This window comes from Tenuibacillus multivorans, from assembly GCF_900103915.1.
Lineage (GTDB): Bacteria > Bacillota > Bacilli > Bacillales > Alkalibacillaceae > Tenuibacillus > Tenuibacillus multivorans.
Genome location: NZ_FNIG01000001.1, coordinates 109,270 through 134,324, shown reverse-complemented (window position 1 = coordinate 134,324; position 25,055 = coordinate 109,270). Strand labels below are relative to the sequence as shown.

Genomic DNA, 25,055 nt, shown 5'->3' with positions numbered 1-25,055 from the left:
AATTATTTATATAAATTTCTGTTTCAATAGATTTTTTGTTTTACAGTATTTTTTCAATCTCTTCACATCGAATTCCGTTTAGCCTACTGGTTGCATATATTAATTAAAAACTGGAGGAATTTAAATGTATAGATATCCATTTAATGAACCTGTATATGTACCTATGTATGATTATTACAGTGTTCGTCAACCAAATGCTCAACAAGTCATGCAAATCTTGAGATCACAGCATAATAACTTATATACTCAACTGACCCGATCTGGCGTAAACAGACAATTTATTGATTATGTTTTCTTACTAGTTGTCAACTTCACCTTAAATCAAGCTAATACAAACCAATCCGCTAGCCAGATTTATGACCAATTTAGAAGACAAATCCCATGGGTCAACCTTTTCCTTAGACAATTTAATGTCCCTCAAAACCTAATTGATCGTATTTTAACCAATGTTATCCAAATTACTTTAAATCAACTTAACGGGAATGGGAATGGAGAACAGCCTACACCAGGTTGGTCAAGTTGGGAAAACTTAGGCGGTACATTAAGCTCAGCTCCTGGCGTTTCATCTTGGTCAGCTAATCGATTAGATGTCTTTGCAGGTGGTCCAAACCAAGAATTAATTCACAAGTGGTGGAATGGTAATCAATGGAGTGGCTGGGAAAGCCTTGGTGGTAATCTAACTTCACCACCTTCTGCTGTCTCTTGGGGACCTAACCGCATTGATGTGTTTGCGAGAGGAACAGACCAAAACCTTTACCATATTTGGTGGAACGGAAACCAGTGGAGTGGCTGGGAAAGCCTCGGTGGTACCCTAACTAGTGGTCCTGCCGCTTCTTCACAACGTTCCAATCAAATTGATGTCTTTGTCAGAGGTACGAACAACCGCCTTTATAAAAGAACTTGGAATGGCCAGCGCTGGGAAGATTGGCAAGACCTTGGTGGCAATTTAACCTCACACCCTGCCGCGGTGTCTTGGGGGCAAAACCGTATTGATGTTTTCGCTAGAGGGCAGAACCAAGACCTAATTCACAAGTGGTGGAACGGTAACCAGTGGAGTGACTGGGAAAGCCTTGGCGGTACCTTAATCGGAGCACCTACTGCTTCATCACGGGGCACCAATCAAATCGATGTCTTTGTTAGAGGCACAGACAATCAGCTTTATAAGCGTACTTGGAATGGCCAACAATGGGAGAATTGGCAAAGTCTTGGTGGTAATTTAACCTCACATCCCGCTTCTGTATCGTGGGGGCCTAACCGTATTGACGTATTTGCCCGAGGGCAAAATCAAAACCTATACCATATTTTCTACGGACAATAACGATTTAAAATAAGAGAGTATCTCTTCAAAGATGATACTCTCTTTTAAATTATGACTTATTAATCATCACTTCTATTTTTTATTCAAAATAAAGATAGCTCCACCATACCCTAATACACACCATATAAATAAATTAAAATAATTCCCCAGAGTTGCATCAAAGGTAGAAGCAGCCAATGATGCGCGCATCACTTCTGCCATTGAATAGATTGGTAGTATTTCATGAAGTGTCTGAAGCCATTCGGGTAGTCGATCCATCGGGAAATTTACTGGTGAAAACATAAGTGCTCCAAACACAACTACCTGAGAAATACTTAGAGATGCTGTTGGTGACAATAAATAGGAAAATCCATATCCGACACCAATCGATGTTAAGGCAATCAATAATAAAGCTGGTATTACCGTCCATGAAACGTCATAGCCAGGATTAAACATAAAATGTGCAACGACTGATGAGACGACAATTCCTGGAATAGAAATGATTAACCACATCGTTGTATCAGCCCCTAAAATCACAGACCGATTAACAGGCCAAGTCCTTATAAATTCCATATATCCATCCGCTTTAGCAGTACCAATTTGTTGAGGCAAAATAACTAATCCTACCATAATCAAAATAATTGTCGGTGCACCTGTTGCCAAAAAGAGGATCGAGTGTGTATCAGGATTTGGAATTAGGTAGGTAAAACCAATAACAATTCCGATTGAGATCAATATTTGAATCAATGCCATAAATACTAAAAAACCTGCGTTTCTTAAAAATTGCATTTGAAAGACGTACTTGTAATGACTTAATGTATTCATGACTATACCACCTCCTTTTTAGAAGTTAACGCAATAAAGGCATCTTCAATGGTCGTAGGTGACAAAGAGTAATCGATAACAAAGCCTTGATCCATTTGAGCTTTTGCCCACTCTATAGTTGATAGAACTGTTGCTGGATTGATTGAGAAAACTAATCGTGACCCATTCATATAAGTGGAAAGTGCCCAGCTTGGTATCTCCATATCTACTGACTCTTTTACCAGTAAGAGTTCAATACGCATCAAGTTGCTAACTGAACTTTTTACATCTGAAGGGGTCCCTTGGGCTAGGAATTTCCCTTGGTGCATGATGGCCACACGGTCAACTGCTTTCTCAGCTTCCATAACATTGTGGGTTACGAGGATAACGGACGTACCATCGTTTGTCAGATCACGTATCACCTGCCATAAATAACGTCTACGAACTGGATCCACATCATTTGTTGGTTCATCCAGGATGACTAATTGACCGGGAGCAATGACTGCCATACAAAAGTTTGTTAATCGTCGCACCCCACCCGAAAGCCTTTCACCCATGGTATTAGCCCACTCAACCATATCAAGCGCTTCAAATAATATATCCACCCGCTTCGGATCAAACTTATTTCCTGCACGCATTTTTCCCATAAGCGTAACAGCCTGTTTTGGAGTAAGATTGCCTAGTGGTACTTGAGATTGCGGTTGCACAGAACAAATGGACCTTGCCTTGGCTGGTGATTGAATGACAGATTCACCAAGCAAATTAATCTCTCCATTATCCGGAGTTAATAACCCTAAAATCTGATTGACCAAGGTTGTTTTTCCTGCACCGTTATGTCCTAAAAGTCCAAATATTTCACCTTCCTCTATGCTGAATGTAAGATCATCATTAACAACTGTCTTGGACTTTTTTTGACCAGGGAATACCTTCGTTACACCGTTTACATCAAGAATCATTTTACCTCCTCCTTTGCCATATATACACGTTCAATAAACTCAATCACATCTTTATCCATAGGGTAAAAAACAATGCCCTCTTTTAAATTTTGTAGTGCATCCCACATATCACCAAGTAATTCTTCATCATTTCCAAATATATTCTCTGCAAGATTCATCCAACGTTCAGCCAATTGTTGAGCCTTTTCTGATGCAGGGTCAATTTCAAGATTAGCCTTGATATCACTAATAATTTCCATCCATTCCCTCATATCTTCCTTACTCATTTGTGCGTTCATATCCATAATTTTTTCCATCTCGTCTTCACTCAAATAACTTTTATATTGCTGTAATACATCTTCAGGGTCTTGTTGAAACAGTTGGATGGTGCTAAATATAATAGACCAGTTGACTTCTCCTTCATACTCAATCGAACACGATATACCCAGAAGTGCTTGCTCCAACGTCTTTAAACGCTCTTGTTCACGCTTAACCATTTCCAATTGTTCTTGAATGGACTCCAGCCAAGTCGATGTTGAATCTTTTAATATGTTCTTGATTTGTTCCAGTTTAAAACCCATAAATTTTAAGGCTAAAACACGCTCTAACCTCATAACATCGTCCTCATTATATAAACGATGGCCGCCATCTGTTTTAGACGAAGGTTTAATCAAACCAATTTCATCATAATGATCCAATGTTCTTACAGTGACTCCCGTTTTCTTTGACAATTGTCCTATAGAATACATTCCTTCACCCCTTCAATCTATTTTCTACAGTATAAAACAACACGTAACGTGCGATTCAATAGAAAAATTCAAAATTTATAAAAATTCTTGAAATAAATAATAGCATAAAAAAAAAGCATAATGCCGTAGTGGCCAATTATGCTTCTTGTAACACACTGTTTTTTCCGTTTGAATGTGATTGCTTTGGAACCTTCAAGCCAAGCGCCTGTGCTGTTGAGTTATGAATTTCATGGATAAGATCAGGATTCTCCATTAGCGATAAACCATAAGAAGGAATCATTTCTTTAATCTTTGGTTCCCACTCTTCTAAACGTTGCGGGAAGCATTTTTCAATGATTTCAAGCATGATCGAAACGGCGGTAGAAGCACCTGGAGACGCACCCAGTAATGCAGCGATGGAGCCATCTTCAGCACTCACAACTTCCGTACCAAATTGAAGGGTTCCTTTGCCACCTTCTTCTGTATCTTTAATGACTTGTACACGTTGACCCGCTACCACTAAATCCCAATCCTCACTTTTGGCATTAGGAAGAAACTCGCGTAATTCTTCCATACGCTTTTCTTTCGATAACATCACTTGTTGGATCAAGTATTTAGTCAATTTCATTTCTTTTGCACCAGCCGATAACATCGTTAAGATATTATCTGGTTTTATTGAAGAGAATAGATCAAATGGTGAACCGGTTTTTAAAAACTTCGGTGAAAAACCGGCAAACGGTCCAAACAACAACGATTTTTTGTTATCAATAAATCTTGTATCTAGATGCGGAACAGACATTGGTGGAGCACCAACCGCAGCCTTTCCATATACTTTTGCTTGATGCTGCTCGACCACTTCTGGATTATTACATACCATAAATAAACCACTTACCGGGAATCCTCCAATATTTTTCCCCTCAGGAATACCGGTTTTTTGTAATAAATGTAAGCTACCGCCACCAGCACCGATAAAGACGAAATTTGCCGTATGCGTTTCAACCCTACCGCTTTGGACATGACGCACTTCCAACTCCCATGAGCCATCGCGGTTTTGGCTAATATCATCAACACTGTGCTTGTATTTAACCTCAACATGTTGCTCCTGTAAATGGTCGAATAATTTACGTGTTAATGCACCGAAGTTAACATCTGTTCCCGAGTCGATTTTAGTTGCCGCCACAGGCTCATTAGATGTTCGGTCCTGCATGATAAGCGGAATCCATTCCTTTAATTTTTCCGGATCATCGGAAAATTCCATTCCATCAAAAAGAGGATTATTCGACAATGCTTCAAATCGTTTTTTTAGATACTTAACATTGTCCTCCCCTCTCACTAAACTCATATGAGGAAGTGGCTTGATAAAGTCTTGTGGACGCTCTAGTAGTTGGCGATTTACAAGATAGGACCAAAATTGTTTAGAAACTTGAAACTGTTCATTTATTTTTATAGCTTTCTTAGTATTAATTGATCCATCTGATTCCTCTGGTGTATAGTTAAGCTCACACAGTGCAGAATGTCCTGTACCTGCATTATTCCATTCGTTAGAGCTTTCCTCGCCTGGTTCCTCAAGCTGTTCAAACACTTTGATTTCCCAATCAGGCGCTAATTCTTTTAATATGGTACCTAACGTCGCACTCATGACGCCAGCACCGATTAAAATCACGTCTGTTTTATTATGTTCGCTACTCATTTTATTTCATCATCCTTAAGATTTATAAATATACACGAATAATATTATATTAATCTACTCTATTATATAATAGATTGAAGCTGTTTAAAAGTCGCGACCATTGATGCGTCTTAAGTTGAACATGTTCTATATAATATATTTGAATAAAGGAAAACCTCAAGTTCAAGAATAATTGAACCCGAGGTCAAATCATTTAACCTTGAATATCCCTTTTATTATATCCAATAAAACCAACAACTGTTACAACAGCTGCGAAAACAATTAACAAGATAATCGACATCCATGTCATATCCTCAACTGGAATCTGTGGAATATGCCCGAATGAAGTCAGTTGGCCAATCCAATCTTCTAACTGGAATAATCCACCCATGTACAGAACGATGAAGGAATATAATACATATAGCTAAATTAAACTCGTCAACCTTGGTAGATATCCAATTAATAGAACGGCTACACTAATCATGACTAGTATGGCCGGATAATTAACTGCCAAACTTGTTAGGTTTGAATCTTCTCCTACATCCCCAGCATCTCTAATATCTCAAACCTTTTATACCCGTATTAACATTTAGACCTTCATCAATTAATCTCTTTACCATTTCAATTTCATTGTCGAGGGACGGGGTTCCTTGTACCTGTTAAAAAAATATCGTGATTAGGACGAGGACGAGGAACCTGTCCCCTATGTCCCGTTATAATCGCGTTTTGTCCAGTTTTATTTCGGTTGAATCTGCTTAAAATGTTGTTCCAATTTTTCAAGTGTCAGGACACCTTCTACAATTTCATCGATTTCCCCATCCGGACTGATAAAAAAGGTACTCGGTATAGGGCCAATTTTGTATAAATCCCTCACCTTGCTGTTTTTATCATGCGATGTGGGGAAAGTAAGGTCATGTTTATCAATAAAACGGTGTACAACTAGCTCACTTGCATCTAAATTTATACCAACAATTTCTATTCCCTTATCCTGATATTCCTCATATAATTTCTGCATATAAGACATTTCTGCTTCACAAGGTTTACAGAAGGATGTCCAAAAATTAAGAATAACCCCTTTGCCCTCTAGATCACTTAAACGAATAGTTTCAAGTTCATTATTTTTATTAATTTGCTTAAGCTGAAAATCAGGTGCTTTATCCCCAGCACTGCCTAAGTTAGTAGAATCAGTATGTTCCTTTTCTTTATCTTCTGCTACATTCGCACTAACCACCGAATCCGTATTTCCATCATCATCATCTGATTCACTGTTTTTTAGCGAATCACCTTTATTATCATCTTGTTTAACAGACTTGTCAGCCACCATCTCTAAACCACTATCATCGGGACTAATATATCCTTTCAATTCTTGTCGATGTGTTAAATACATTTCTAATGCATCCCTTAAAGCATATGCATCTTCACGTTGGTTCACTTCATAGGAGTCTTTAGCATCCAATATAATGTTTACCACAAGATCATATATATTTGTTTCTTTCGTAGTTTTTTCGTCACTTTTGTACTTTAATATATATTCTTCGAACGATTGCACATCTTTTTCATTAAGCTCGTAACCATGTTCAAAGTAATGATTTATTGTCCCAAATATCTTTTCTGAATCATCTTTGAACTGATCATCCAAGATACTTGTTGTATACGATGAATGACTGGTATTCGATAACAATACAGCTACGGACAATGTAGAGATGGCTATTACTATAAACAATATAAATCTAGTCATTATCCCCACTCCTGCTATCTAGTATTTTTATTTGAACAACACATCCACTAGCCATATCATGTAGTGCTTGTTTCTTCTCTGTTACCGCAACCATCAGATATCCGATCAACATTGTTAGATTAGATAATAGATGGAAAAAGTACCGGGCTGTGGCTCTTAGAAAAGAAATCCTGTCACCGTTTTTATCACATACAATAATATTCATAGCCTTTTTTCCTATTGTTCCTTGCCATGTAGAGCTATCAAGCAATCCATAATACATCCATGCCAAGAATAATCCAATTAAGCCATAAGCCCTTTCATCTATAGGTAAAAATAATACTATGGCAACAATGAATAGAATCCAAAGTGTGCAGTCTATTATAGTAGCTGACACTCGTTGCCAAAATCCTGCATACATAGTATCAGGTTGTTCATTTTGTTCTTGGGTTTCTCGTCTGTTTCTTTGATATGTAGGTGAATAATAATCCTCTTGTGTGGCAGAAATTTCATCTTGTATTTCAGACACCTGTGATCCACACTTAAAACAAAATTTTGCTTCTTTATTAAGTTTGTATCCACATTCTGAACAGTAAATGTCTCACTCCTCCTCTATTTCCAATTATTATTAATTTGGCTGCCTAATATGTAGTATCGGTTCGAAAGTGCTACTTTAATAGTACTCATAAACAAAAATTCACCACTGTTGTGTATCTGTTTGTAAAGAAACAATTATTTATAAAACCATGTTTGATCATTCTACTTGAAGTGACTAAAGTCAATCTGGATGCCGTTCCATAGCTTATTTTGCATGACATAGGATATTGATGTTTGGACTATTAAGTTCTACCTCTAATATTAGTAAATATAATGTATGGTAAGTATGAATGATATAGATTGAGGTGGAAATATGTATTTTTTTAAACCTATTTCCGATGAGGTTCGTTTATATCAAATCAGATTCAAAAAGAATAACAAAACGATGAGGCTCGTTTTAGTTTCTATTTTTGCCAGTATTGCTGCTATTCTCCAAGCTGCTGGTGGCTTTTTACCAGGTATAGGTTATCTTATAAGTCCGTTCGCCACAGCACCTATTCTGTTATGTTCCATGCTTTCCATTCCATTTGGCGTAATGTCCTATTTCCTAACAATTATGTTGTTATTTATCCTACAGCCAACTGAACTCATTATATTTCCTTTCACAACAGGATTGTTAGGGCTTGGCGTTGGGGCATCTTTTTACTATTTTAGAAAGCGATTAAGTATTATTATGACTGGTGCAATACTTTTAATGTTAGGAATTATGAGTTTACTATATATTTTTCAATTTCCGATTTTAGGTCCAGCCGTCTCTGATTCCTTTTCATTTCTTACAGCTGGAAGTATATTTTTATTTACTTTACTTTATAGCTGGTTCTGGGTTGAAATAGCTTTAATCATTTTTAAAAGATTAAAAATAATGATCCTTTAGTGATTCTACAAATTTTAATACCTATAAAAATAAACAACCAAGGGCCGCCATTGCACCCTTGGCTTTAACTTCTATTTATTTAAATCCATTCAAGAGATTTATAGAATGATTTATGGAACTATTTCAAAAACGGTGCCTTGGTTAAAATCAGTCACTTGCATAGAGTCATATACCGCTAAATATAATCTGGTTTGGTCTAGATTCGTTCCCAGACTAACAAAATAAGCTGATTGAGACCCAAAATTATAATCGATTTCAATAACACTAAAATCATTCAGTTTACAATCCGGTCTCATCCTAGTATAAGCTAAAACGCCTCTAGCATGAGTTTGTGTGTCTTCCTTCTGGGCAATATCGGTAAACACAACACTTCCCGTTAAAGCGGGGATGTCTTCCCCCATATATGATTGGACCCCTGTAAGTGCCGTTCCCGCAAACTTATCGGGCCTGGGATCTTGATGGTAATAACTAGTTAATGGCTGAATCCGCCTCACTGAAGTTTTAATCGCTTCATCGTAATAAGCAATCGTTTTCTCATCCAAATTCGGATTATTCGTACACTCCCTTATAAACGAAGTAGGCAAAGCACCTTCCCATCCCCGCCAGCCAAAGTTAATAAACCCTTCTTGGTCAGGTTCGGTGTTTCCTAAAGAAGCTTGAACAAGCTGAGTAACCGGTATTGGTTTATAAGGTACGAATGAAAAAATCGACTCTGTCAAATCCTGTCCGACATTCCCCACATATTTAATATAATGATTATAATACATTTGATATGAAATCCCTGGAATATTGCGAACACCTTTGGCAATTACCGTGAGTGTTTCCTGAATAGTAGTGGGCAGTTCATTAAAACGTGTGACAATCGGTGGATTATTGATGTATACATTCTTACCTACATCAATCTCAATTATTTTACCCGCGATTTCTAGATCATCCTGGCTTAAATTAAAAGGATCATAGCCCGATCCACCATCCCCGGTTGTTAAAACAAGCCTTCCCGTTTCAGGTGAAAAGTTTAAGCTATTAACACCATTATGATTAGAAAATGGTCTTCTTAAATTAAGTATTGTCCGCCGTTTTTGAGGCTGCCCATTCGATTGCAACATCCATTCCTCAACTGTATCAATATGATCATATTGCGTTTCTCTATTTATCCACGTTAGATTTAAGGTTTTGGGATCACACGGGTCAGGCTTAAAATTGTCATAACCGGCACCGGGACCCTGAGTTCCAGCTACTGAATAATGAAGATAAAACAGACCGTTATAAGAAAATTCAGGATGAAACGCTAGCCCTAGCAATCCACGCTCATCATATCCACCACCAGATACACCTAGCTTTATGATTCGCGGGCGAATATCTAAAAAAGTCCTTATTTCACCGTTTCCTACGTAAAAGATCTCTCCTACCTGGGTTACAATAAATAATCTTTCAATTGAGTCACCTGGAAGTATAGCTGTTTTCAAAACAGTAGGCAAATTTAGCCTATTTACAATGGGCCGTAATTTAACTTTAACCTTTTGCAACTAACTGACCCCTTTCTTATTGTTTTCTTTTATAAGACTATGATTAGAACTGTTCTATAAGTACTAAATCATGAACGGGGAATCTGGAAGAGTTAATGGCAACATAATTTAAGAATATAAGGGTCAGACTCCCAGTCAAATAACGCTTTAATGCAACGGGGGATTGACCCTTACTTTAAAATCCACATTAACCGGATCTATTTGTCAAATGGTTCACTTTAACACAAGAAAGGAGAATTAATAATTTTGTGTCAATAACTATTTAAGATTTTTGTACAAAATTAAATTTCAGGGGACCATTAAAAAACAATAAATAGAGAACAAATAAAGAATGATTAAAGAACAATTAAGGAATGATTAAAGCGTTTTAAGTCTCAATAAGGTATAATTTGTGTAGAAAACATTTTGTAAAGGATGGGATATCTATTGTATCACCCGTCGTTTTCCTATACTAATATGATGGTCAGAGACTTGATGTCAATTGAACACTCCCGTGCGATAGTTGACGTTATGCCTATTCCAGCCCATATTGAACGCAATTTAAAAGAACAAGCAAAGCTTAAAATGACTCATTATTCCACAAGGATTGAAGGAAACACTTTGGATTTCGAACAGGTATCACGTGTAGTCAAACAAAAACAAAACCAAGCTCGTATACCAGCTGAACAAGAAGTCCGTAACTACTGGGAAGCTCTTTCCTATCTATCTAGAGAAAAGCAAAAAGGAGTTCAAATCACAGAAACTTTTATAAAGAAGCTCCATTCTATTATTGTTCAGCAAGGAGCAGGAAGAAAGCCATTTAAGAGTGAATATAGAGGCCCCACACCACCTGGTGTTTTATTTGCAGTTTTTGATAATATTACTGGACAACCAGATTACATTCCTCCAGAATATTCGGATGTTCCATCACTTATGTCAGAATTTATAGAATGGATTAAAAATGAAAATGAACTCCCTGCACCAATTAAAGCTGCTATTGCAACCTATCAGTTTTTAACCATACATCCTTTTGAAGATGGAAATGGGAGAACAGCTCGAGCCCTTGCTTCGTACATTTTGTCTTTAGCCGATTATGATGTAAAAGGATTTCATTCTATGGAAGAATATTACGTTGATGATTTACAAGGATATTATCAAAATATACAGATGGGGTTACCCCCACTTTATTATAGTGGTAGAAATGAACCTAAAGATTTAGCCCCGTGGATTGAATACTTTGTTCGAATCATGGCCCTTGCATTTGAGAAAGTTGCAAACCTGTCAAAACGATATGCTAATAACGGTATAGATCCTAAAGTCAGGCGTCTTGAACCAAATGAAAAAATATTGTTACGTTATCTTCTAGAAAGAAATAGGCCAGTAAAACCAAAAGAATTAGCAGAATTATTTCAAGTCCATTCAAGGACAATCTCTAAATGGTCCAATCAATGGATTGAAAATGGAATCATTCAACCTGCAAGTGGTGACAAGCGAGTTACGTCATATAAACTAGGAGAGGACTTTCACGATTTAACATTAAATGATCTTGGCTATGCTGAGTAATAATTAATAACAACTAATAATTACTTCCCTAAAATATTCTTGGGTTAGGACCCCTCCCTAATTTTAGCAGTTAAACGATATCACTTGTCTTTTTATTTTACTTAAATAACCATCAATGGAATCAAAGCGGTAGCTCATAAGTTTCTTTAACAGCTTCGATGGGGGTTTCAGTTATCTTAGGTGAAAATTCAACTTAGCTGGCCATCCCTTGATTTAGCTTTAGTCTAGTTTAAACAGCTTTTTCCCTTTCATTTGCTCCTTGTTTCTCACTCTATAGTTAATAAGAAGGTTGATAAGTGTCTAACTTCATTTTGGGCGAACAAATGTCCTGAATGTAATTTTTTTGTTCACTTGTGGTACGGTTCACCCCGATTAATCTTAAACGCCCTATATATCTGCTCTAATAAAATCAATCGCATCAGCTGGTGTGGAAAAGTCATCTTACTAAAGGAAATCGCAAAATCACTTCGTTTCTTTACAGCCTTACTTAACCCTAATGATCCACCAATGACAAATGCGACCTTACTCCTTCCATACGTCGCAAGGTCGTCCAGTTTCCTTGCAAAATCCTCAGAGGTTAATGACTTCCCTTGAATCTCTAAACTCACCACATAAGTATCTGTGGATAATTTTGTGAGTATCTTTTCACCTTCTCGGTTTTTAACGTCTTCTTTTTCAGCATCGCTTAAATTTTCTGGTGCATGCTCATCGGGTACCTCTTCAATTTTCACTTTAGCGTACGCTTTTAAACGCTTTAAATACTCCTCAATCCCTTGTTTTAAGTATTTTTCTTTTAGTTTTCCAACTGAAATGATTTTAATGTCCATTAAACAGCCTCCTATAGATTTTCCGAACAATACGATAACGTATCTGAAATGATTTGCCTAGTTAAGCCAACCTTAGAAAAACCTTTAAATCAGGAGTTATCCCAATTAATCACATCTTATCCACAAAAACTGTGGATTTGTTGTTAATTTTCCTTAATAAGTGCCAAATTATCTACAAAAAAGGCACTTATCCACATATTTATCAACATATTAACATATGTTCGCCTCTTATTTAGTTATTTTTTGAGGATTAAGCACAATATATGCTTGATTAAATTTTATTTACCCACAATTTGTGTATAACATCGTTTTATTTGTGAATAAGTTATTTCCGAACATTGTGAGACTTGTTATAGAGAAAAACTTGATTTATAGCAAAATGGCGAAAGCCTGAGTGCGTTAAAAATCCCCGTTCAACTAAGTCGAACGGGGACTACCATAACCTTACGAACCTTGAGATACAAATTTAATGGTTGTTTCTTGTAACTCACCATCACGATAGTACTGGATCGTGGATTCTTCACCTGGACTTGTTTGGGTATACAAGTATTGTCTTAAATTCACAACGTTCGTGACTTCCGTATCATCGATTTGAACAATGACATCGTATCGTTCTAGTCCTGCTTGATCGGCTGGTGACATTCTTTCCACTTGATCAACAATAACACCGCCTTCGATATCTTGAGGAAGGTTTAATGTATTATACCAATGATATTGAGCAATAGACGTTAAGGATAATAATCCTACACCCATGTATGATCTTGTAATGGAACCATCTTGTTCTAAATCATCAATAATGGGTTTAGCGATATTAATTGGAATGGCAAAGCCTAAACCTTCTAATTGTGTTGATGCATATTTCATGGAATTGATTCCGATTAACTGACCATCCATATTGACGAGCGCACCGCCTGAGTTGCCAGGGTTAATCGCAGCATCAGTTTGAATGACTTCGGCTTGCCAGTCAACAACACCATTATTATCAAAGTCTTGTGGAATTAAACGGTCTTTCCCGCTAACAATACCTTGTGTCACGGAACCGGCAAATTGTAAGCCTAATGGATTACCTATTGCTAGAACGGGTTCTCCGACTTTTAAGTTATCTGAGTCTCCTAATTCTATGACTTGTTCAGCATGCTCGGCATCTACTCTTAAAACAGCTAAGTCTGTGTATAAGTCTCCACCTAATACTTCCGCTTCTACTTGTTTATCTTCCGAAAAGGCTATTTCTACATCATCAGCACCCTGAATCACATGGTAATTCGTTACGATATAAGCGTATTGATCATCTTTTTTATAAACGACCCCAGACCCTACTCCATTTTGTTGATTATTATTATTGTTTCCGAAAATGCTTTGTTGTTTGATGTTAACGACACCAACAACAGCGTCAGACACATTATTAACAATCTCAGTCATTTGTGAATTAATATTAACATTAACCGTTTGTGTTTCTTCGTCCCCTTGGCCTTGATTAAGCTTAACATTTTCATCTTCATTTTCTTCTACGGTTAAATCATATGGTAATAAGTTGGACTGAACTAACGCTGGTAAAGCTAATAATATTAATACGGCTCCTAATACCAACCCTACAATAGTAGGGAGTAACCAGCCACGTTCATTTTTCTTTTTATTAGTATTCACATGATCGTCGTAATAACCCAAATTTCGACACCTCGCCTTAACTTTAATGATGTTATAGATAACAAATTGGAGTGGGTTGATTTGGACTTGTATCCTCCAAGGTAAGCTCTTCACCTACTGCAATATCGTGTTTCTTTAGAATTTGTTCAACACTCATTCGTGCTAAATCAATCATATTATTATCTTGACTCAAATGGCCTAAGTAGATATGTTGGGTCTGTCGTCCAATGACATCCAACATAGCGACAGCAGCATCCTCATTTGAAACGTGTCCTTTATCACTTAATATTCTGCGCTTAACGTTCCAAGGATATCCGCCCATTTGTAACATACCCACATCATGGTTAGATTCAAACAAGATGGCGTCTGAATTATCAACTGTTTTTTTCATTCGTTCCGATACATAACCTGTATCTGTTAACATGGATACCTTTTTGCCTTCATAATGAAAGGAAAAAAACATGGGGTCTGCAGCATCGTGTGAGACGCCAAAACTTTCAATATCTAAATCCTCAAACGTCTTAACCGTTTCCATGTCAAAATGAAATTTTTGCTCTTGATCAATCTTTCCGATGTGTGGTTCCATCGCTTCCCATGTTTTAGGATTAGCGTAAATTGGTAAATTATAACGTCTAGCGGCAATTCCAACCCCTTTAATGTGGTCACTATGCTCATGCGTTACTAATATACCATCTAGTTCATGTGGATTTACATGAATCTCATTTAATAAGCCTTCTAGTTTTTTACCGCTAAGACCAGCATCAACTAATAGATTAACTTTATCAGTTCCAATATAAAACGCATTACCCGTACTCCCCGATGCTAAAACACTAAAACGTAACGTCATTCTGTTTCACTCCGATTTAGTTCTTCTATTTGTCTCTTTAAATGTTCTTTTATTTTTATTACAAACTCTGCTTCATCATTCGGTATATATTGTCCTTCCATTGCGTTCACGAAGTAAGTCTCTTCACCGTTAATGGTGATTTCCCATGTTGGTACAAAGACTTGTACACCTAAGACTTGTACACCATCTTCTAATGGGACTAGCGTATGATAGCCAATATTCATACTCGTCACTTCATCCTGTGAAACGAGATTACCATTTGAATATAAAACGTCTAACGCATTAATGGGTTCAATCACGGTCTGTTCTTCACTTTGCTTGACGACGTCTTCTAAAATCGTCTGGCGATACTGAATGGCATGTCCGTCCTCATCAAGAACCACAATCAATACACCTGATTCATTAAAATAGACCGTTCGATCATTTTGGTTCTGAAAAAATAATAACACATTTTCTTCCTCATAATAATCCCAAAATGTATAACGATCGCCATACATAATGTTTTCTTTTATGGTCGCAATCGCTTGCTCCATCTCATCATCAATGTCTACTTCTAAAGGCTCTATAAATTCTCCGACAATGACTTCATTAAAAACAGCAATATTCTGAGTGTCTAATTTTTCTTCTAATTGAGTCAAATCATCTTCTGTTAGTTGATAGCGTTCTGCCGATACATAGGTTTCCTTTTGTCCGCTTTCAGGTAGAGTATATTCGATACCTTCTGCTTCAAGCTGTTCTTCTAACGTTGTCGTGTCCAACGTTTCAAGATTAGTTTGGTCAATTTTATCCATTAACTGTTGAACTAAAAATAGATTAAGGATTAGAAAGCTAATGATAAAGATTGTTTTAATTTGGCCCCACTGCATGCTATTCAACCCCTTGGTTCATGAGCATATCAGTAAAGTAACTCAATGGTCGCCAAGAGTTTCGATATTTGATATGCCATTCAGGTTCTAAAATGAGAACATTGGATATATCACTACGAATTTCCAATTTATAACCTAATTGAACCTCTTCGATTAACTCTAAAGATATTCGTTCATTTAGACGTTGCAACGTTTCAAAAACCATCTCACCTGATGGTAATGTCTTATACTCTTCTTCACTTGAGAAATGGGTATTACTTGTTTTAAATAATGGTCTTTTTAATTGATATAAACCATTACTTCTCCAATGCTGCTCCATCTCCGTTAAACTCGGATCTATATTAGAATCAAAAATCGGATAACCATCATAATACATCCGATATTTAATCATACTCATCGTATCTCGAATGTCATCAATTTTATAGTCGTCTGTCCACCCCGTATGATCATTAGTAAATTGTATACTATTAGCGATAATATCTTCAGTGCTTGAATAACCATTTTCATTTGATAGAGGATTGACAAACTCAAGGTACTCATCATTTCTTAACACGGGTTCAGTACTGAGTGCGCGCGTTCCATCCGTGTAATAGGTGTTCTGGTCTAATAATGTCTGTTCAACTAATGATGGATTCTTAAACAATACATTTTTCATCGTTTCAATTGAAAGACTATCGGTTAACAACGCATGGTTGGGCATATTGATTTCTTTATTAGGTAAATAAATGGCATGTTGACCAAAGTTATAACGTTGCATATGAACCATGAGACGCTCACTGTTTAATAAGCCTGCAATTCGTTGATAGGTTTGTGAGGATTGAATTTTCCCCATTAAAACCTCTGAGTGCTGATCAGAAGAAAAGATTACCTCAACTTCTTGATCAGATTGGGATAAATGATAGAAAAGTTTATTAAACGTTTGATTCCCCCACGTCGTCCCTTCACTATCAATTGAAAACATTTGATGAATTAAATCAATCGGTATGTCTACAGGAAATTTAATTTCAACCGTTTGTGTTCGATTATCATGGACCCACCCCAAAGGTTCTTCCCAATTAATATAGCGATTAATCACATTTTCATTCGAAGTCAAATATGGATTAATAGTTGAAAAGTCCCATTCCAGCATTTCTTTATAAAAAGAAATTTCGTCTGACTTTTCGGTTAGTTGCTTATGTTCATTATAATTATGAAATATCACCTTTTCAGGATAGATGAGTTCCTTCAATGTTTTCTCCACGCCATTTAGCTTCGTTTGCTCTAAGTAATCTGGTGGCTCTAATTCTTCAAATTGGGGTTGATAAGTCCATAGAGCTAACGTTATGAGCAAACTAAAAGAGACGAGTAAGAAAAGGACTATCGATTTAATTTGTTCAAGTTTCATGATCGATGCCCCCGTTTCTCTTGCATTAACGGTAAACGGAACGTAATAGTTGTCCCTTTCGATTCTTCACTATCTGCCCAAACTTCACCATCATGGGCCTCGATTAATTCTTTGGCAATAGCTAGGCCTAATCCTGTTCCGCCTAACTGTCTGGACCGTGCTTTATCTACACGATAGAAACGATTAAATATTTTTTCTAGATTATCCTCTGGAATACCAACACCCTGGTCTGTAATTTTCGTTAATAATTGGTGTTTTCGTTTAACAACTTCTACTAAGATTTCCCCACCCTCAGGCGAGTATTTAATCGCATTTGAAATAATATTATCTAAAACTTGTATGACTTTATCTTTATCGATCCATACATAATAGTTCGAATCAGGTAAATTACGATGAATCGTAATTTCCTCTTTAAGGTTTAATTCAAATCGATCGACAACATGGTGGATAAAGTCAATATAGTTTACCTGTTCCTTAAAAAGCTGATAATCTTTATTATCCATTTTCGATAATTGTAACAAGTCGTTTACTAGACGTATCATGCGCTCTGTTTCATTTTGTGTTACCGACAAAAACTTAGGGGCAATCTGTTCATCTTTCCAAGTTGACCCATCTGTTAAAGCTTCTAAATAACTTCGCATCGTCGTTAACGGTGTTCGTAATTCATGCGATACGTTAGCAACAAACTCGCGGCGTTCACGCTCAATTTCTTCTTGTTCGGTTACATCACCAAGAACCGTAATAATACCGCTCATTTCCCCATGCTCATCTTCAACTTCGGAAAATCCTGCTCGTACTAGTAAATGATGATGGTCATCTGAAAAATCGAGAATGGTACTTCTCATATCTGTTAATTCACTGATGTCTGATATCTCATCGTCAAGACCTAAAACTTTAATTAACGGTTGCTGATTAACCTCTGAAAATGGTTGATTAATTAAGTCTTCTGCAGGTGGATTCGTTAAAATGATGTTCCCTTGACTGTTAGTGGCAATGACTCCGTCGGTCATATTAGTTAATACTAAGCTTAATTTCCTTCTTTCACTCTCTTTAGAGGCTTGAGCGGCTTGAATTTTATCATTCATCTCATTAAATGTTTCCGCTAATTGACCAATCTCATCTTCACCATAAACATTAACCTTTTGAGAAAAGTCACCCGCTCCCATAACTTTAGCTTGTTTTCGCATTTCAGTTATTGGCTTGGTGACCGTTCTAGCTACTAAAATCCCAAGTAAAGCCGATATGGTGATGGCTAGTACAGTCCCATTAGCAAATATTTGGTTAATATCATTCATTTGGCCATATACGCCTTCTAAAGATGCCTGAATATGCAGAGCTCCAACCACTTCACCAATATTTGCATGACTATATATAGGTGCAGATAATACCAACATACGTTGGCCATTTTCTGGATTATAGACGATATCCTCCGTCTGGTTACCTGAAAGGGCCCGTTGGATTCTTAGCTCGGTTGTACGTTTTCCAACGTTAATCTGATCAAACTCATTAGTCGTGCCAATAACACGACTATTATTATTGATAACTTGGATGGTGTTTATATCTTCAGAATCAAAATTATTAATAATCGATCCTACATCTGACCTTAAAGATACCGTCTCCTCAGTACGTTCCACAGAGAAAGCCTGCTCTAAGTTATAAGTCAAAAGCTCAACTCGATCATTAACAGATTCTATAAAGTTATCCCTTAGACTATTTTCTAATTGTTCTGCAAAATAAGCACCAATCACCTGTATGGCGATTAGTAAAAGCAGAATATAAATTAAAATCATTTTAAGTTGTATCGATTTAAAAAATCCCCAGACCCTATCCATTATATCTACTCCTATTTAGGGTTTCGCATGTAATAGCCTACTCCTCTTCTTGTCACAATCCAGTTCGGGTTACTTGGGTTTTCTTCAATTTTTTCGCGTAATCTTCTGATGGTTACGTCAACGGTACGAACATCGCCGTAATAATCATAACCCCAAACCGTTTCTAATAAGTGTTCTCTCGTCATAACTTGTTCAATGTGTTTAGCTAAATAAAGAAGTAATTCAAACTCACGATGCGTTAAATCAATCGGTTCTCCATGACGTGAAACTGAATAGTTTTCACGATTAATTTCTAAGGAACCAATTTTAATATTGGGAGTCATAGAGCCACTTGGGCTGGCTTCCTCGCTCTCAATTCTTCTTAAATTGGCTTTAACTCGTGCGACAACCTCTCGATTAGAAAATGGCTTGGTCACATAATCGTCAGCCCCTAATTCAAGACCTAATACCGTATCAATCTCAGAATCTTTAGCCGTTAACATAATGATTGGCATATAATAATCTTTACGAATTTCCCTACATACTTCCATGCCGTCCTTACCAGGGAGCATAATATCTAATAAAATTAAGTCTGGTTCTTCTTGTTTTGTCATTTCAACAGCCTCATGCCCATCATAAGCACAGACAACTTCATAGCCTTCATTTTGTAAATTATACTTCAATATATCTGCAATTGGTTCTTCATCATCTACAACTAAAATTTTATAGTTCATTGAGGTACACCACCTTGTTTTACTTAACAGTCTATTAGTTACTATTTTACATCAATTTTCAATAAAAATCCTTCATCTTTGTAGTTAGAGAAATCTTATAGCATTCAATCAGTGATATTTTTCATTACAATATGAATAAAACCTCTAGCTATCAAGCTAGAGGCTTATACATCCTTAGTAATAATTTAGCGGATTCACGTTACTTCCATTTTTAAATACTTCAAAGTGTAAATGTACGCCTGTTGATCGACCAGTAGATCCCATCACACCAATTTGATGTCCTTTTTTAACGGTTTGCCCAACTTCAACTTTAATACTTGATAGGTGTGCGTATAAAGTTTTATATCCATTATTATGGTCAATTTCTACCTTATAACCGTAAGTGCCATCCCATCCAGCTGACGTTACTACACCGTTATCAGCTGCTTTAATCGTACGGTTACTAGTACCTGCTATATCTATTCCTTTATGTGACCGTCCCCAACGTGGTCCCATGTAACTCGTAATTCGACCACCAGAAGCTGGCCACGAGAACTGTCCTGTTCCTCTAGAAGGAATAACCTTTGTTCCTTGGAGAACCACTTTTTGTTGAGGTTCTTCAATAACTTCTTCTTCTATTTTTTCCTTACTGACTTCTTCATTATTCTTAGTCGTGACACGATATTTTACAAGCTTTTTACCTTCTTTTCCTGGATCTTCCACTTCTGTTTGACCTTTATAAAGAGAATCTGTGCTTTTAGTTACAGTTTCAAAATCAATGGATTCTTCCTCTTCTTTAATGACTGTATAAGAAACGTCAATATACGGTTTTCGACCTTCTACGTAAACCTCTTGGCCGACTTGGACAATGGAATTCTTGCCTAAGTCAGGATTAAGATCAAGCAATTCATCCATTGATAGATCATAATCCATTGCGACTTGACCAAGTACTTCATTCTGTTGAATGGTATGTACTTTTTTACCTTTAGCGCCTCTTTCGAGTAGCTTTTGTAATTGTTCGGCTGTTAATAACTGATTTGGTTCAACCGTATCGTTCGTAAAATGAATATTTTCAGTTAAGCCAATATCAGTCACAATCGTTCCGTCATTTAGTTTAATTTGTTCTTTATTTTTTTCACTATCTTTAGCTATTGCTTTTACATCGGATGGTAAATGTGATAGTAATGATGACTTTTTAATTTGATTATCTTCTTTTTTTAGAAATTCAAAATCTTCGCTGATTCCTTCTGGTAAATACTGACTAACAACCTTATTTATAGCTTTATTAGCGGCATCTAAATCCTCGACATAACCAATTAATTTATCACCAATCTGTAATTTAACAGCAGATGCACTAAATGTAAGTGTATTTTCTAAGCTGTTTTTAACTTGATCAATTTCATCTTTTGGTGTAAAAACAATTTCTTTAACATAAGAAATATCTTGCTCAGGTAATAAATCAATATGATCGTATTCCTTTTCAGCTTGCGTTTCCTTTTTCTCTATATATTGCTCAAGTTCATTTTTACTTTCAATTGTCCCAACATGTTTTTCATCTACATAAACGTGATAAACATCTACAAAGCTATCATTGAGAGAATCAGCATAAACTGACCCTAATGCAACCCCCATACCTAAGGAGGTTACTAGAATCGTCTTTTTAAACAAAGAATTGTTTTTAATTTGACGAAAACCTTCTTTTACTCTCCCTACCCATGTACTCACAACTATATCCTCCAAAGAAATTATCCTTAAGATAATTTGGTATTTTAACAATTTTATATAACTACACTTATATAATCTATCATATAGTCTAATTTGAAATAAACCTATGTTTACATTTTGTAATGAACTTGTATAATAATTAGTAAAATTTTCTAGACAAGCAATGTAATATTATATTAAAAGTGTAATATGTTACTTTATATTGATGAATATTTTGAATTTTGTACAAATCGTAATAATTTTGTAATAGTCTTATAGACTTATGTCATATATAAAAATAAAACACAGAATCATGTCTGTGTTGTTCAAAAAATGGTGGCTTGGGACGGAATCGAACCGCCGACACACGGATTTTCAGTCCGTTGCTCTACCGACTGAGCTACCAAGCCATATTAAGTTCTTCTTCCTTTTGCGAAGCCTTAAGTATAACAAATTAATGGCGGTCCGGACGGGACTCGAACCCGCGACCTCCTGCGTGACAGGCAGGCATTCTAACCAACTGAACTACCGGACCAAATGAATCGAACAGCGTTAATATTACCACAATGTAAAAGTCGCTGACAAGCTTATTTCTGAAAAAATATGATTTTAAGTCGAATTTTGACGATATTAAAGCTCCTAACGCTAGGGTTAGGAGCTTTAATTTTAATAAATTTCTTTTTGTATAACGGTTTGGTCACGATCAGGGCCTACTGAAAATATAGAGATCTGGGTACCAATTAACTCTTCTAAACGTTTTACATAATTTTGCGCTTGTAAGGGTAATTGATCAAAACTTCTTACTTGTCTGATGTCATCTTTCCATCCTGGCATTTCTTCATAGATTGGCTTACAGTTTTCAAGCACCTTTAAATTTGCAGGATATGTTTCAATCTTTTCCCCTTTATAGTCATAGGCAATACAAATTTTTATCTGATCTAAACCGCTTAAAACGTCTAAGCAATTTAATGATAAATCAGTCATTCCACTAATTCGTTTAGCGTGACGAGCAACGACAATATCAAACCAACCGACCCGTCTAGCTCGTCCTGTTGTTGTTCCATATTCATGGCCAACTTTTCTAATTTGCTCGCCAATTTCATCATGTAATTCTGTTGGGAAAGGACCGTCTCCAACACGGGTTGTATAGGCTTTAGATACCCCAACTACTCTTTGTATTTGATTAGGACCAATACCGCTACCTGTTGCCACCCCTGCAGCTGAGGTATTTGATGATGTCACATATGGATAGGTTCCCTGGTCCACATCTAACATGACACCTTGAGCACCTTCAAATAGAATATTGTCTTGTTGATCAATGGTTTCTTCTAATAATAATGATGTATCTTCAATATATGGTTTTAGTTGTTTCCCGTACTGAATATATTCCTCATAAACTTCTTCAACCTTTATAGGCTCTTCTCCATATACTTTTTCTAACCATATATTCTTTTCTTCTGCCTGTTGTTGAATTTTATCCTTTAAAACATCTGGCTCTAATAAATCTGCCATCTGTATACCGATACGATTTATTTTATCTGAATAGGCTGGGCCAATGCCTTTTTTAGTCGTTCCAATTTGTTTGTTTTGTCCCTTAGATTCTTCTTGTAAGTAATCTAATTTAATATGGTAAGGCATAATGACATGAGACCGGTTACTGATCTTTAATTTGTCCAAAGTCATACCATGGCCTAGGACATATTCCATTTCTTCTAGGAGCTTTTTCGGATTAATGACCATTCCATTTCCTAAAACACAAACTTTATCTGAATTAAAGATCCCTGAAGGTATTAAATGTAATTTATACGTCTCTTGATTAAATTGAATCGTATGTCCTGCATTATCTCCACCTTGATATCTCGCAACAACTTTGGCATCTTGAGCAAGAAAATCGGTAATTTTACCTTTACCTTCATCGCCCCACTGTGTTCCTACAATTACGGCTGTTGTCATCTAAAGGCCTCCTAAATATTAAGAAATAACTTAAATCCATCGTTATTCTATCAGCAAATATATTATTTTTCAATATAAAACGAACATTTACAAATACTTTTAACTATTTGTACGTGTTTTATTCATTAAAGGAAAATCTTGGTTCAATGCCCAATCTTTAATGTCAATAAGGTTGACGATTTATTTATTTTTTTGTACATTAATTGTTGATTACATCGATTGGAGTGAAAACGCTTGGATTCGGATTTAGAACACTTGGATTTGGTTGACTTAATAAGTGAGCGTCATCTTTTGCTTCGTAGAATCACGGAGGAATTGTGGAATGATAGCAGCGATATTTATATTTCCAATTCTGAATGGTTTATTATGGCTAGAATATACAAAAAACAGCCAGCCATTTCGTATGTTTCAAAAAATGTAGATATCTCTCGGCAGGCAACACATAAATTTATAAAAAGGCTTGAATCACAAGGCCTAGTTGAGGTCATGAATGTAAAAAACAACAAAAAAGAAAAATGCATAAAATTAACTCCATTAGGAGAGGAATACTACGAAAAAAATGAGGCATTAAAAGCTTCACTGGAGAAAAAAATAGCCGATAAAATTGGGGAAAAGCAGGTGGCATTCTTAAAAGATCTATTAAAATCAGATTGGGGAGTGGAAGCTTAAAGTTCAATAAAATAAGAGTTGTTAATCATGCTTTGGTCTCAACTCTTGTACCTAGATGACTATTTTATCATGTTGTTTACCTGTTCATTTATTTCATCAACAGTTTTATCTAAAGAAATGGCTAATTCCTCAAATAATAAGTATTGAATCGAATCTAATATTTTGTGATCTTGATCATATAGCTTTTTATTGTTCAAACTCAGCTCCAGGTTTTTCTTCATTAATGTATTGGCTATTTTAGCAATTTCCTTTCTGTCTCCGGTCTTCACAATTTCCTGATATTTATTGAATCTTTGTCTTGGATTTTCTATCCAGCTAATACCCTGCTGATTAAATGATTGTAAAATTTCCTCAGATTCCTCTGTATCCAGCAACTTTTGCATAACGACTTTATCACTATCAACAGGTGCACTTATAGTTAAATTGTCCTGATCTAGAGGTCGTAATACATAATACGTTTTTGTCACACTAGAAAAAGTCTTTTCACATATATCTTCAACTTTACTTAATCCATGTACTGAATAAACAATTACATCTCCAACATTAAACATTTTAATAGCTCCTATCTGTGAATTGTAAAATCTACCTTACTATTTACTTTATGACAATCCTTAACAATTGTCAACTTTGTTGACGATTGTTAAGGGCTTTTTTGATGTGAAATATAGCCTATCAAATTACCAAATAGTTTAAAATTTACAGAACTTTAATATTATTGTCGCTATTATTCAATTATAATTTGTGTTGAAGGGTAACAAACATATATTTTTTGGGCGATTTGATTTGGCAACTCAAAACATATATTATCTATTTAAAACATTTCTGATGAAATTAAATTTAAGTGCGAGATTAATTATTACTTTTGTAGTACTGTTAATTCTATCGATTGTCATAGTTGATACGTTGAGTAACTTTTAGTGAATAAGCCATGGTTGCTATAAGATTTCA

The 25,055-nt window shown here is 36.0% G+C and carries 22 protein-coding genes, 2 tRNA genes and 1 pseudogene; 4 read left to right on the top strand and 21 right to left on the bottom strand.

From position 1 onward, the window contains the following. Positions 1 to 124 precede the first annotated feature (124 nt). A complete protein-coding gene (locus BLP77_RS00675) occupies positions 125 to 1,318 on the top strand; it encodes a PLL family lectin (protein WP_093855175.1) in 1,194 nt (397 codons plus the stop codon). 72 nt (positions 1,319 to 1,390) lie between these two features. Here BLP77_RS00675 and BLP77_RS00670 read toward each other — a convergent pair whose 3' ends face one another. The 8 genes and pseudogenes from BLP77_RS00670 to BLP77_RS16205 all read right to left on the bottom strand — a co-directional run. Next, positions 1,391 to 2,122 carry an ABC transporter permease gene (locus BLP77_RS00670; RefSeq protein WP_093855174.1) on the bottom strand — a complete coding sequence of 244 codons (732 nt, stop codon included), beginning with the start codon at positions 2,120 to 2,122 and terminating at the stop codon, positions 1,391 to 1,393. Positions 2,123 to 2,124: 2 nt separating this feature from the next. Continuing rightward, a complete protein-coding gene (locus BLP77_RS00665; protein ID WP_093855173.1) occupies positions 2,125 to 3,057 on the bottom strand; it encodes an ABC transporter ATP-binding protein in 933 nt (310 codons plus the stop codon). Beyond that, entirely contained in the window at positions 3,054 to 3,785 is a 732-nt protein-coding gene (locus BLP77_RS00660; protein ID WP_093855172.1) for a MerR family transcriptional regulator, read from the bottom strand. The genes BLP77_RS00665 and BLP77_RS00660 overlap by 4 nt, the downstream gene beginning before the upstream one ends. A 136-nt stretch (positions 3,786 to 3,921) precedes the next feature. Further along, positions 3,922 to 5,454, bottom strand: coding sequence for a malate:quinone oxidoreductase (locus BLP77_RS00655; RefSeq protein WP_093855171.1), 1,533 nt, complete (start codon positions 5,452 to 5,454; stop codon positions 3,922 to 3,924). A 193-nt stretch (positions 5,455 to 5,647) separates the two neighbouring features. Then, positions 5,648 to 5,824: a hypothetical protein gene (locus BLP77_RS15720; protein WP_176752906.1), complete on the bottom strand. Its 177-nt coding sequence runs from the start codon at positions 5,822 to 5,824 to the stop codon at positions 5,648 to 5,650. 345 nt (positions 5,825 to 6,169) lie between these two features. After that, positions 6,170 to 7,171, bottom strand: coding sequence for a thiol-disulfide oxidoreductase ResA (gene resA, locus BLP77_RS16180; protein WP_307723625.1), 1,002 nt, complete (start codon positions 7,169 to 7,171; stop codon positions 6,170 to 6,172). After that, the gene (locus BLP77_RS00645) at positions 7,164 to 7,679 is read right to left on the bottom strand and encodes an RDD family protein (RefSeq protein ID WP_218118841.1); all 516 of its coding nucleotides are present in this window, start codon (positions 7,677 to 7,679) and stop codon (positions 7,164 to 7,166) included. Before BLP77_RS00645 ends, resA begins: the two co-directional genes overlap by 8 nt. Positions 7,680 to 7,685: 6 nt before the next feature. Further along, positions 7,686 to 7,748, bottom strand: a pseudogene (locus tag BLP77_RS16205) (zinc-ribbon domain-containing protein); the annotation flags it as partial. 312 nt (positions 7,749 to 8,060) lie between these two features. On the opposite strand from BLP77_RS16205, the gene BLP77_RS00635 reads away from it, so the two are divergent. Beyond that, positions 8,061 to 8,621, top strand: a complete 561-nt coding sequence (locus BLP77_RS00635; RefSeq protein ID WP_093855170.1) for a YybS family protein — start codon at positions 8,061 to 8,063, stop codon at positions 8,619 to 8,621. A gap of 110 nt (positions 8,622 to 8,731) precedes the next feature. On the opposite strand, the gene BLP77_RS00630 is transcribed toward BLP77_RS00635, so the two are convergent. Further along, complete coding sequence (locus BLP77_RS00630; RefSeq protein ID WP_093855169.1) at positions 8,732 to 10,147, bottom strand: PQQ-dependent sugar dehydrogenase; 1,416 nt, start codon at positions 10,145 to 10,147, stop codon at positions 8,732 to 8,734. A gap of 426 nt (positions 10,148 to 10,573) precedes the next feature. On the opposite strand from BLP77_RS00630, the gene BLP77_RS00625 reads away from it, so the two are divergent. Then, positions 10,574 to 11,689: a Fic family protein gene (locus tag BLP77_RS00625; RefSeq protein ID WP_218118840.1), complete on the top strand. Its 1,116-nt coding sequence runs from the start codon at positions 10,574 to 10,576 to the stop codon at positions 11,687 to 11,689. Positions 11,690 to 12,036: 347 nt separating this feature from the next. Here the strand turns inward: BLP77_RS00625 and rlmH are convergent, their stop codons facing one another. From rlmH to BLP77_RS00570, 11 genes are all read right to left on the bottom strand, one after another. Next, complete coding sequence (gene rlmH, locus BLP77_RS00620; protein ID WP_093855167.1) at positions 12,037 to 12,516, bottom strand: 23S rRNA (pseudouridine(1915)-N(3))-methyltransferase RlmH; 480 nt, start codon at positions 12,514 to 12,516, stop codon at positions 12,037 to 12,039. A 444-nt stretch (positions 12,517 to 12,960) separates the two neighbouring features. Next, on the bottom strand, positions 12,961 to 14,181 hold the full coding sequence (locus BLP77_RS00615) for a S1C family serine protease (protein WP_093855166.1): 1,221 nt from the start codon (positions 14,179 to 14,181) through the stop codon (positions 12,961 to 12,963). Between the two features lie 31 nt (positions 14,182 to 14,212). After that, a complete protein-coding gene (locus tag BLP77_RS00610) occupies positions 14,213 to 15,007 on the bottom strand; it encodes an MBL fold metallo-hydrolase (RefSeq protein WP_093855165.1) in 795 nt (264 codons plus the stop codon). Then, positions 15,004 to 15,873 carry a two-component system regulatory protein YycI gene (locus BLP77_RS00605; RefSeq protein ID WP_093855164.1) on the bottom strand — a complete coding sequence of 290 codons (870 nt, stop codon included), beginning with the start codon at positions 15,871 to 15,873 and terminating at the stop codon, positions 15,004 to 15,006. The genes BLP77_RS00610 and BLP77_RS00605 overlap by 4 nt, the downstream gene beginning before the upstream one ends. A 1-nt stretch (position 15,874) precedes the next feature. Continuing rightward, the gene (locus BLP77_RS00600) at positions 15,875 to 17,257 is read right to left on the bottom strand and encodes a YycH family regulatory protein (protein WP_093855163.1); all 1,383 of its coding nucleotides are present in this window, start codon (positions 17,255 to 17,257) and stop codon (positions 15,875 to 15,877) included. After that, entirely contained in the window at positions 17,254 to 19,089 is a 1,836-nt protein-coding gene (gene walK / locus BLP77_RS00595; protein ID WP_093855162.1) for a cell wall metabolism sensor histidine kinase WalK, read from the bottom strand. The genes BLP77_RS00600 and walK overlap by 4 nt, the downstream gene beginning before the upstream one ends. A gap of 11 nt (positions 19,090 to 19,100) precedes the next feature. Then, positions 19,101 to 19,802: a response regulator YycF gene (gene yycF, locus BLP77_RS00590; protein ID WP_093855161.1), complete on the bottom strand. Its 702-nt coding sequence runs from the start codon at positions 19,800 to 19,802 to the stop codon at positions 19,101 to 19,103. A 174-nt stretch (positions 19,803 to 19,976) separates the two neighbouring features. After that, positions 19,977 to 21,506: a M23 family metallopeptidase gene (locus tag BLP77_RS00585; RefSeq protein ID WP_093855160.1), complete on the bottom strand. Its 1,530-nt coding sequence runs from the start codon at positions 21,504 to 21,506 to the stop codon at positions 19,977 to 19,979. Positions 21,507 to 21,819: 313 nt separating this feature from the next. Then, positions 21,820 to 21,895: transfer RNA gene (locus BLP77_RS00580), tRNA-Phe, on the bottom strand. Between the two features lie 48 nt (positions 21,896 to 21,943). Continuing rightward, positions 21,944 to 22,020: transfer RNA gene (locus BLP77_RS00575), tRNA-Asp, on the bottom strand. Between the two features lie 131 nt (positions 22,021 to 22,151). After that, positions 22,152 to 23,438, bottom strand: coding sequence for an adenylosuccinate synthase (locus BLP77_RS00570; RefSeq protein WP_093855159.1), 1,287 nt, complete (start codon positions 23,436 to 23,438; stop codon positions 22,152 to 22,154). 234 nt (positions 23,439 to 23,672) lie between these two features. Here BLP77_RS00570 and BLP77_RS00565 point away from each other — a divergent pair, with 234 nt between their 5' ends. Then, entirely contained in the window at positions 23,673 to 24,107 is a 435-nt protein-coding gene (locus BLP77_RS00565; protein ID WP_093855158.1) for a MarR family winged helix-turn-helix transcriptional regulator, read from the top strand. Between the two features lie 59 nt (positions 24,108 to 24,166). Here BLP77_RS00565 and BLP77_RS00560 read toward each other — a convergent pair whose 3' ends face one another. Beyond that, positions 24,167 to 24,658: a CarD family transcriptional regulator gene (locus BLP77_RS00560; protein WP_093855157.1), complete on the bottom strand. Its 492-nt coding sequence runs from the start codon at positions 24,656 to 24,658 to the stop codon at positions 24,167 to 24,169. Positions 24,659 to 25,055 lie beyond the last annotated feature (397 nt).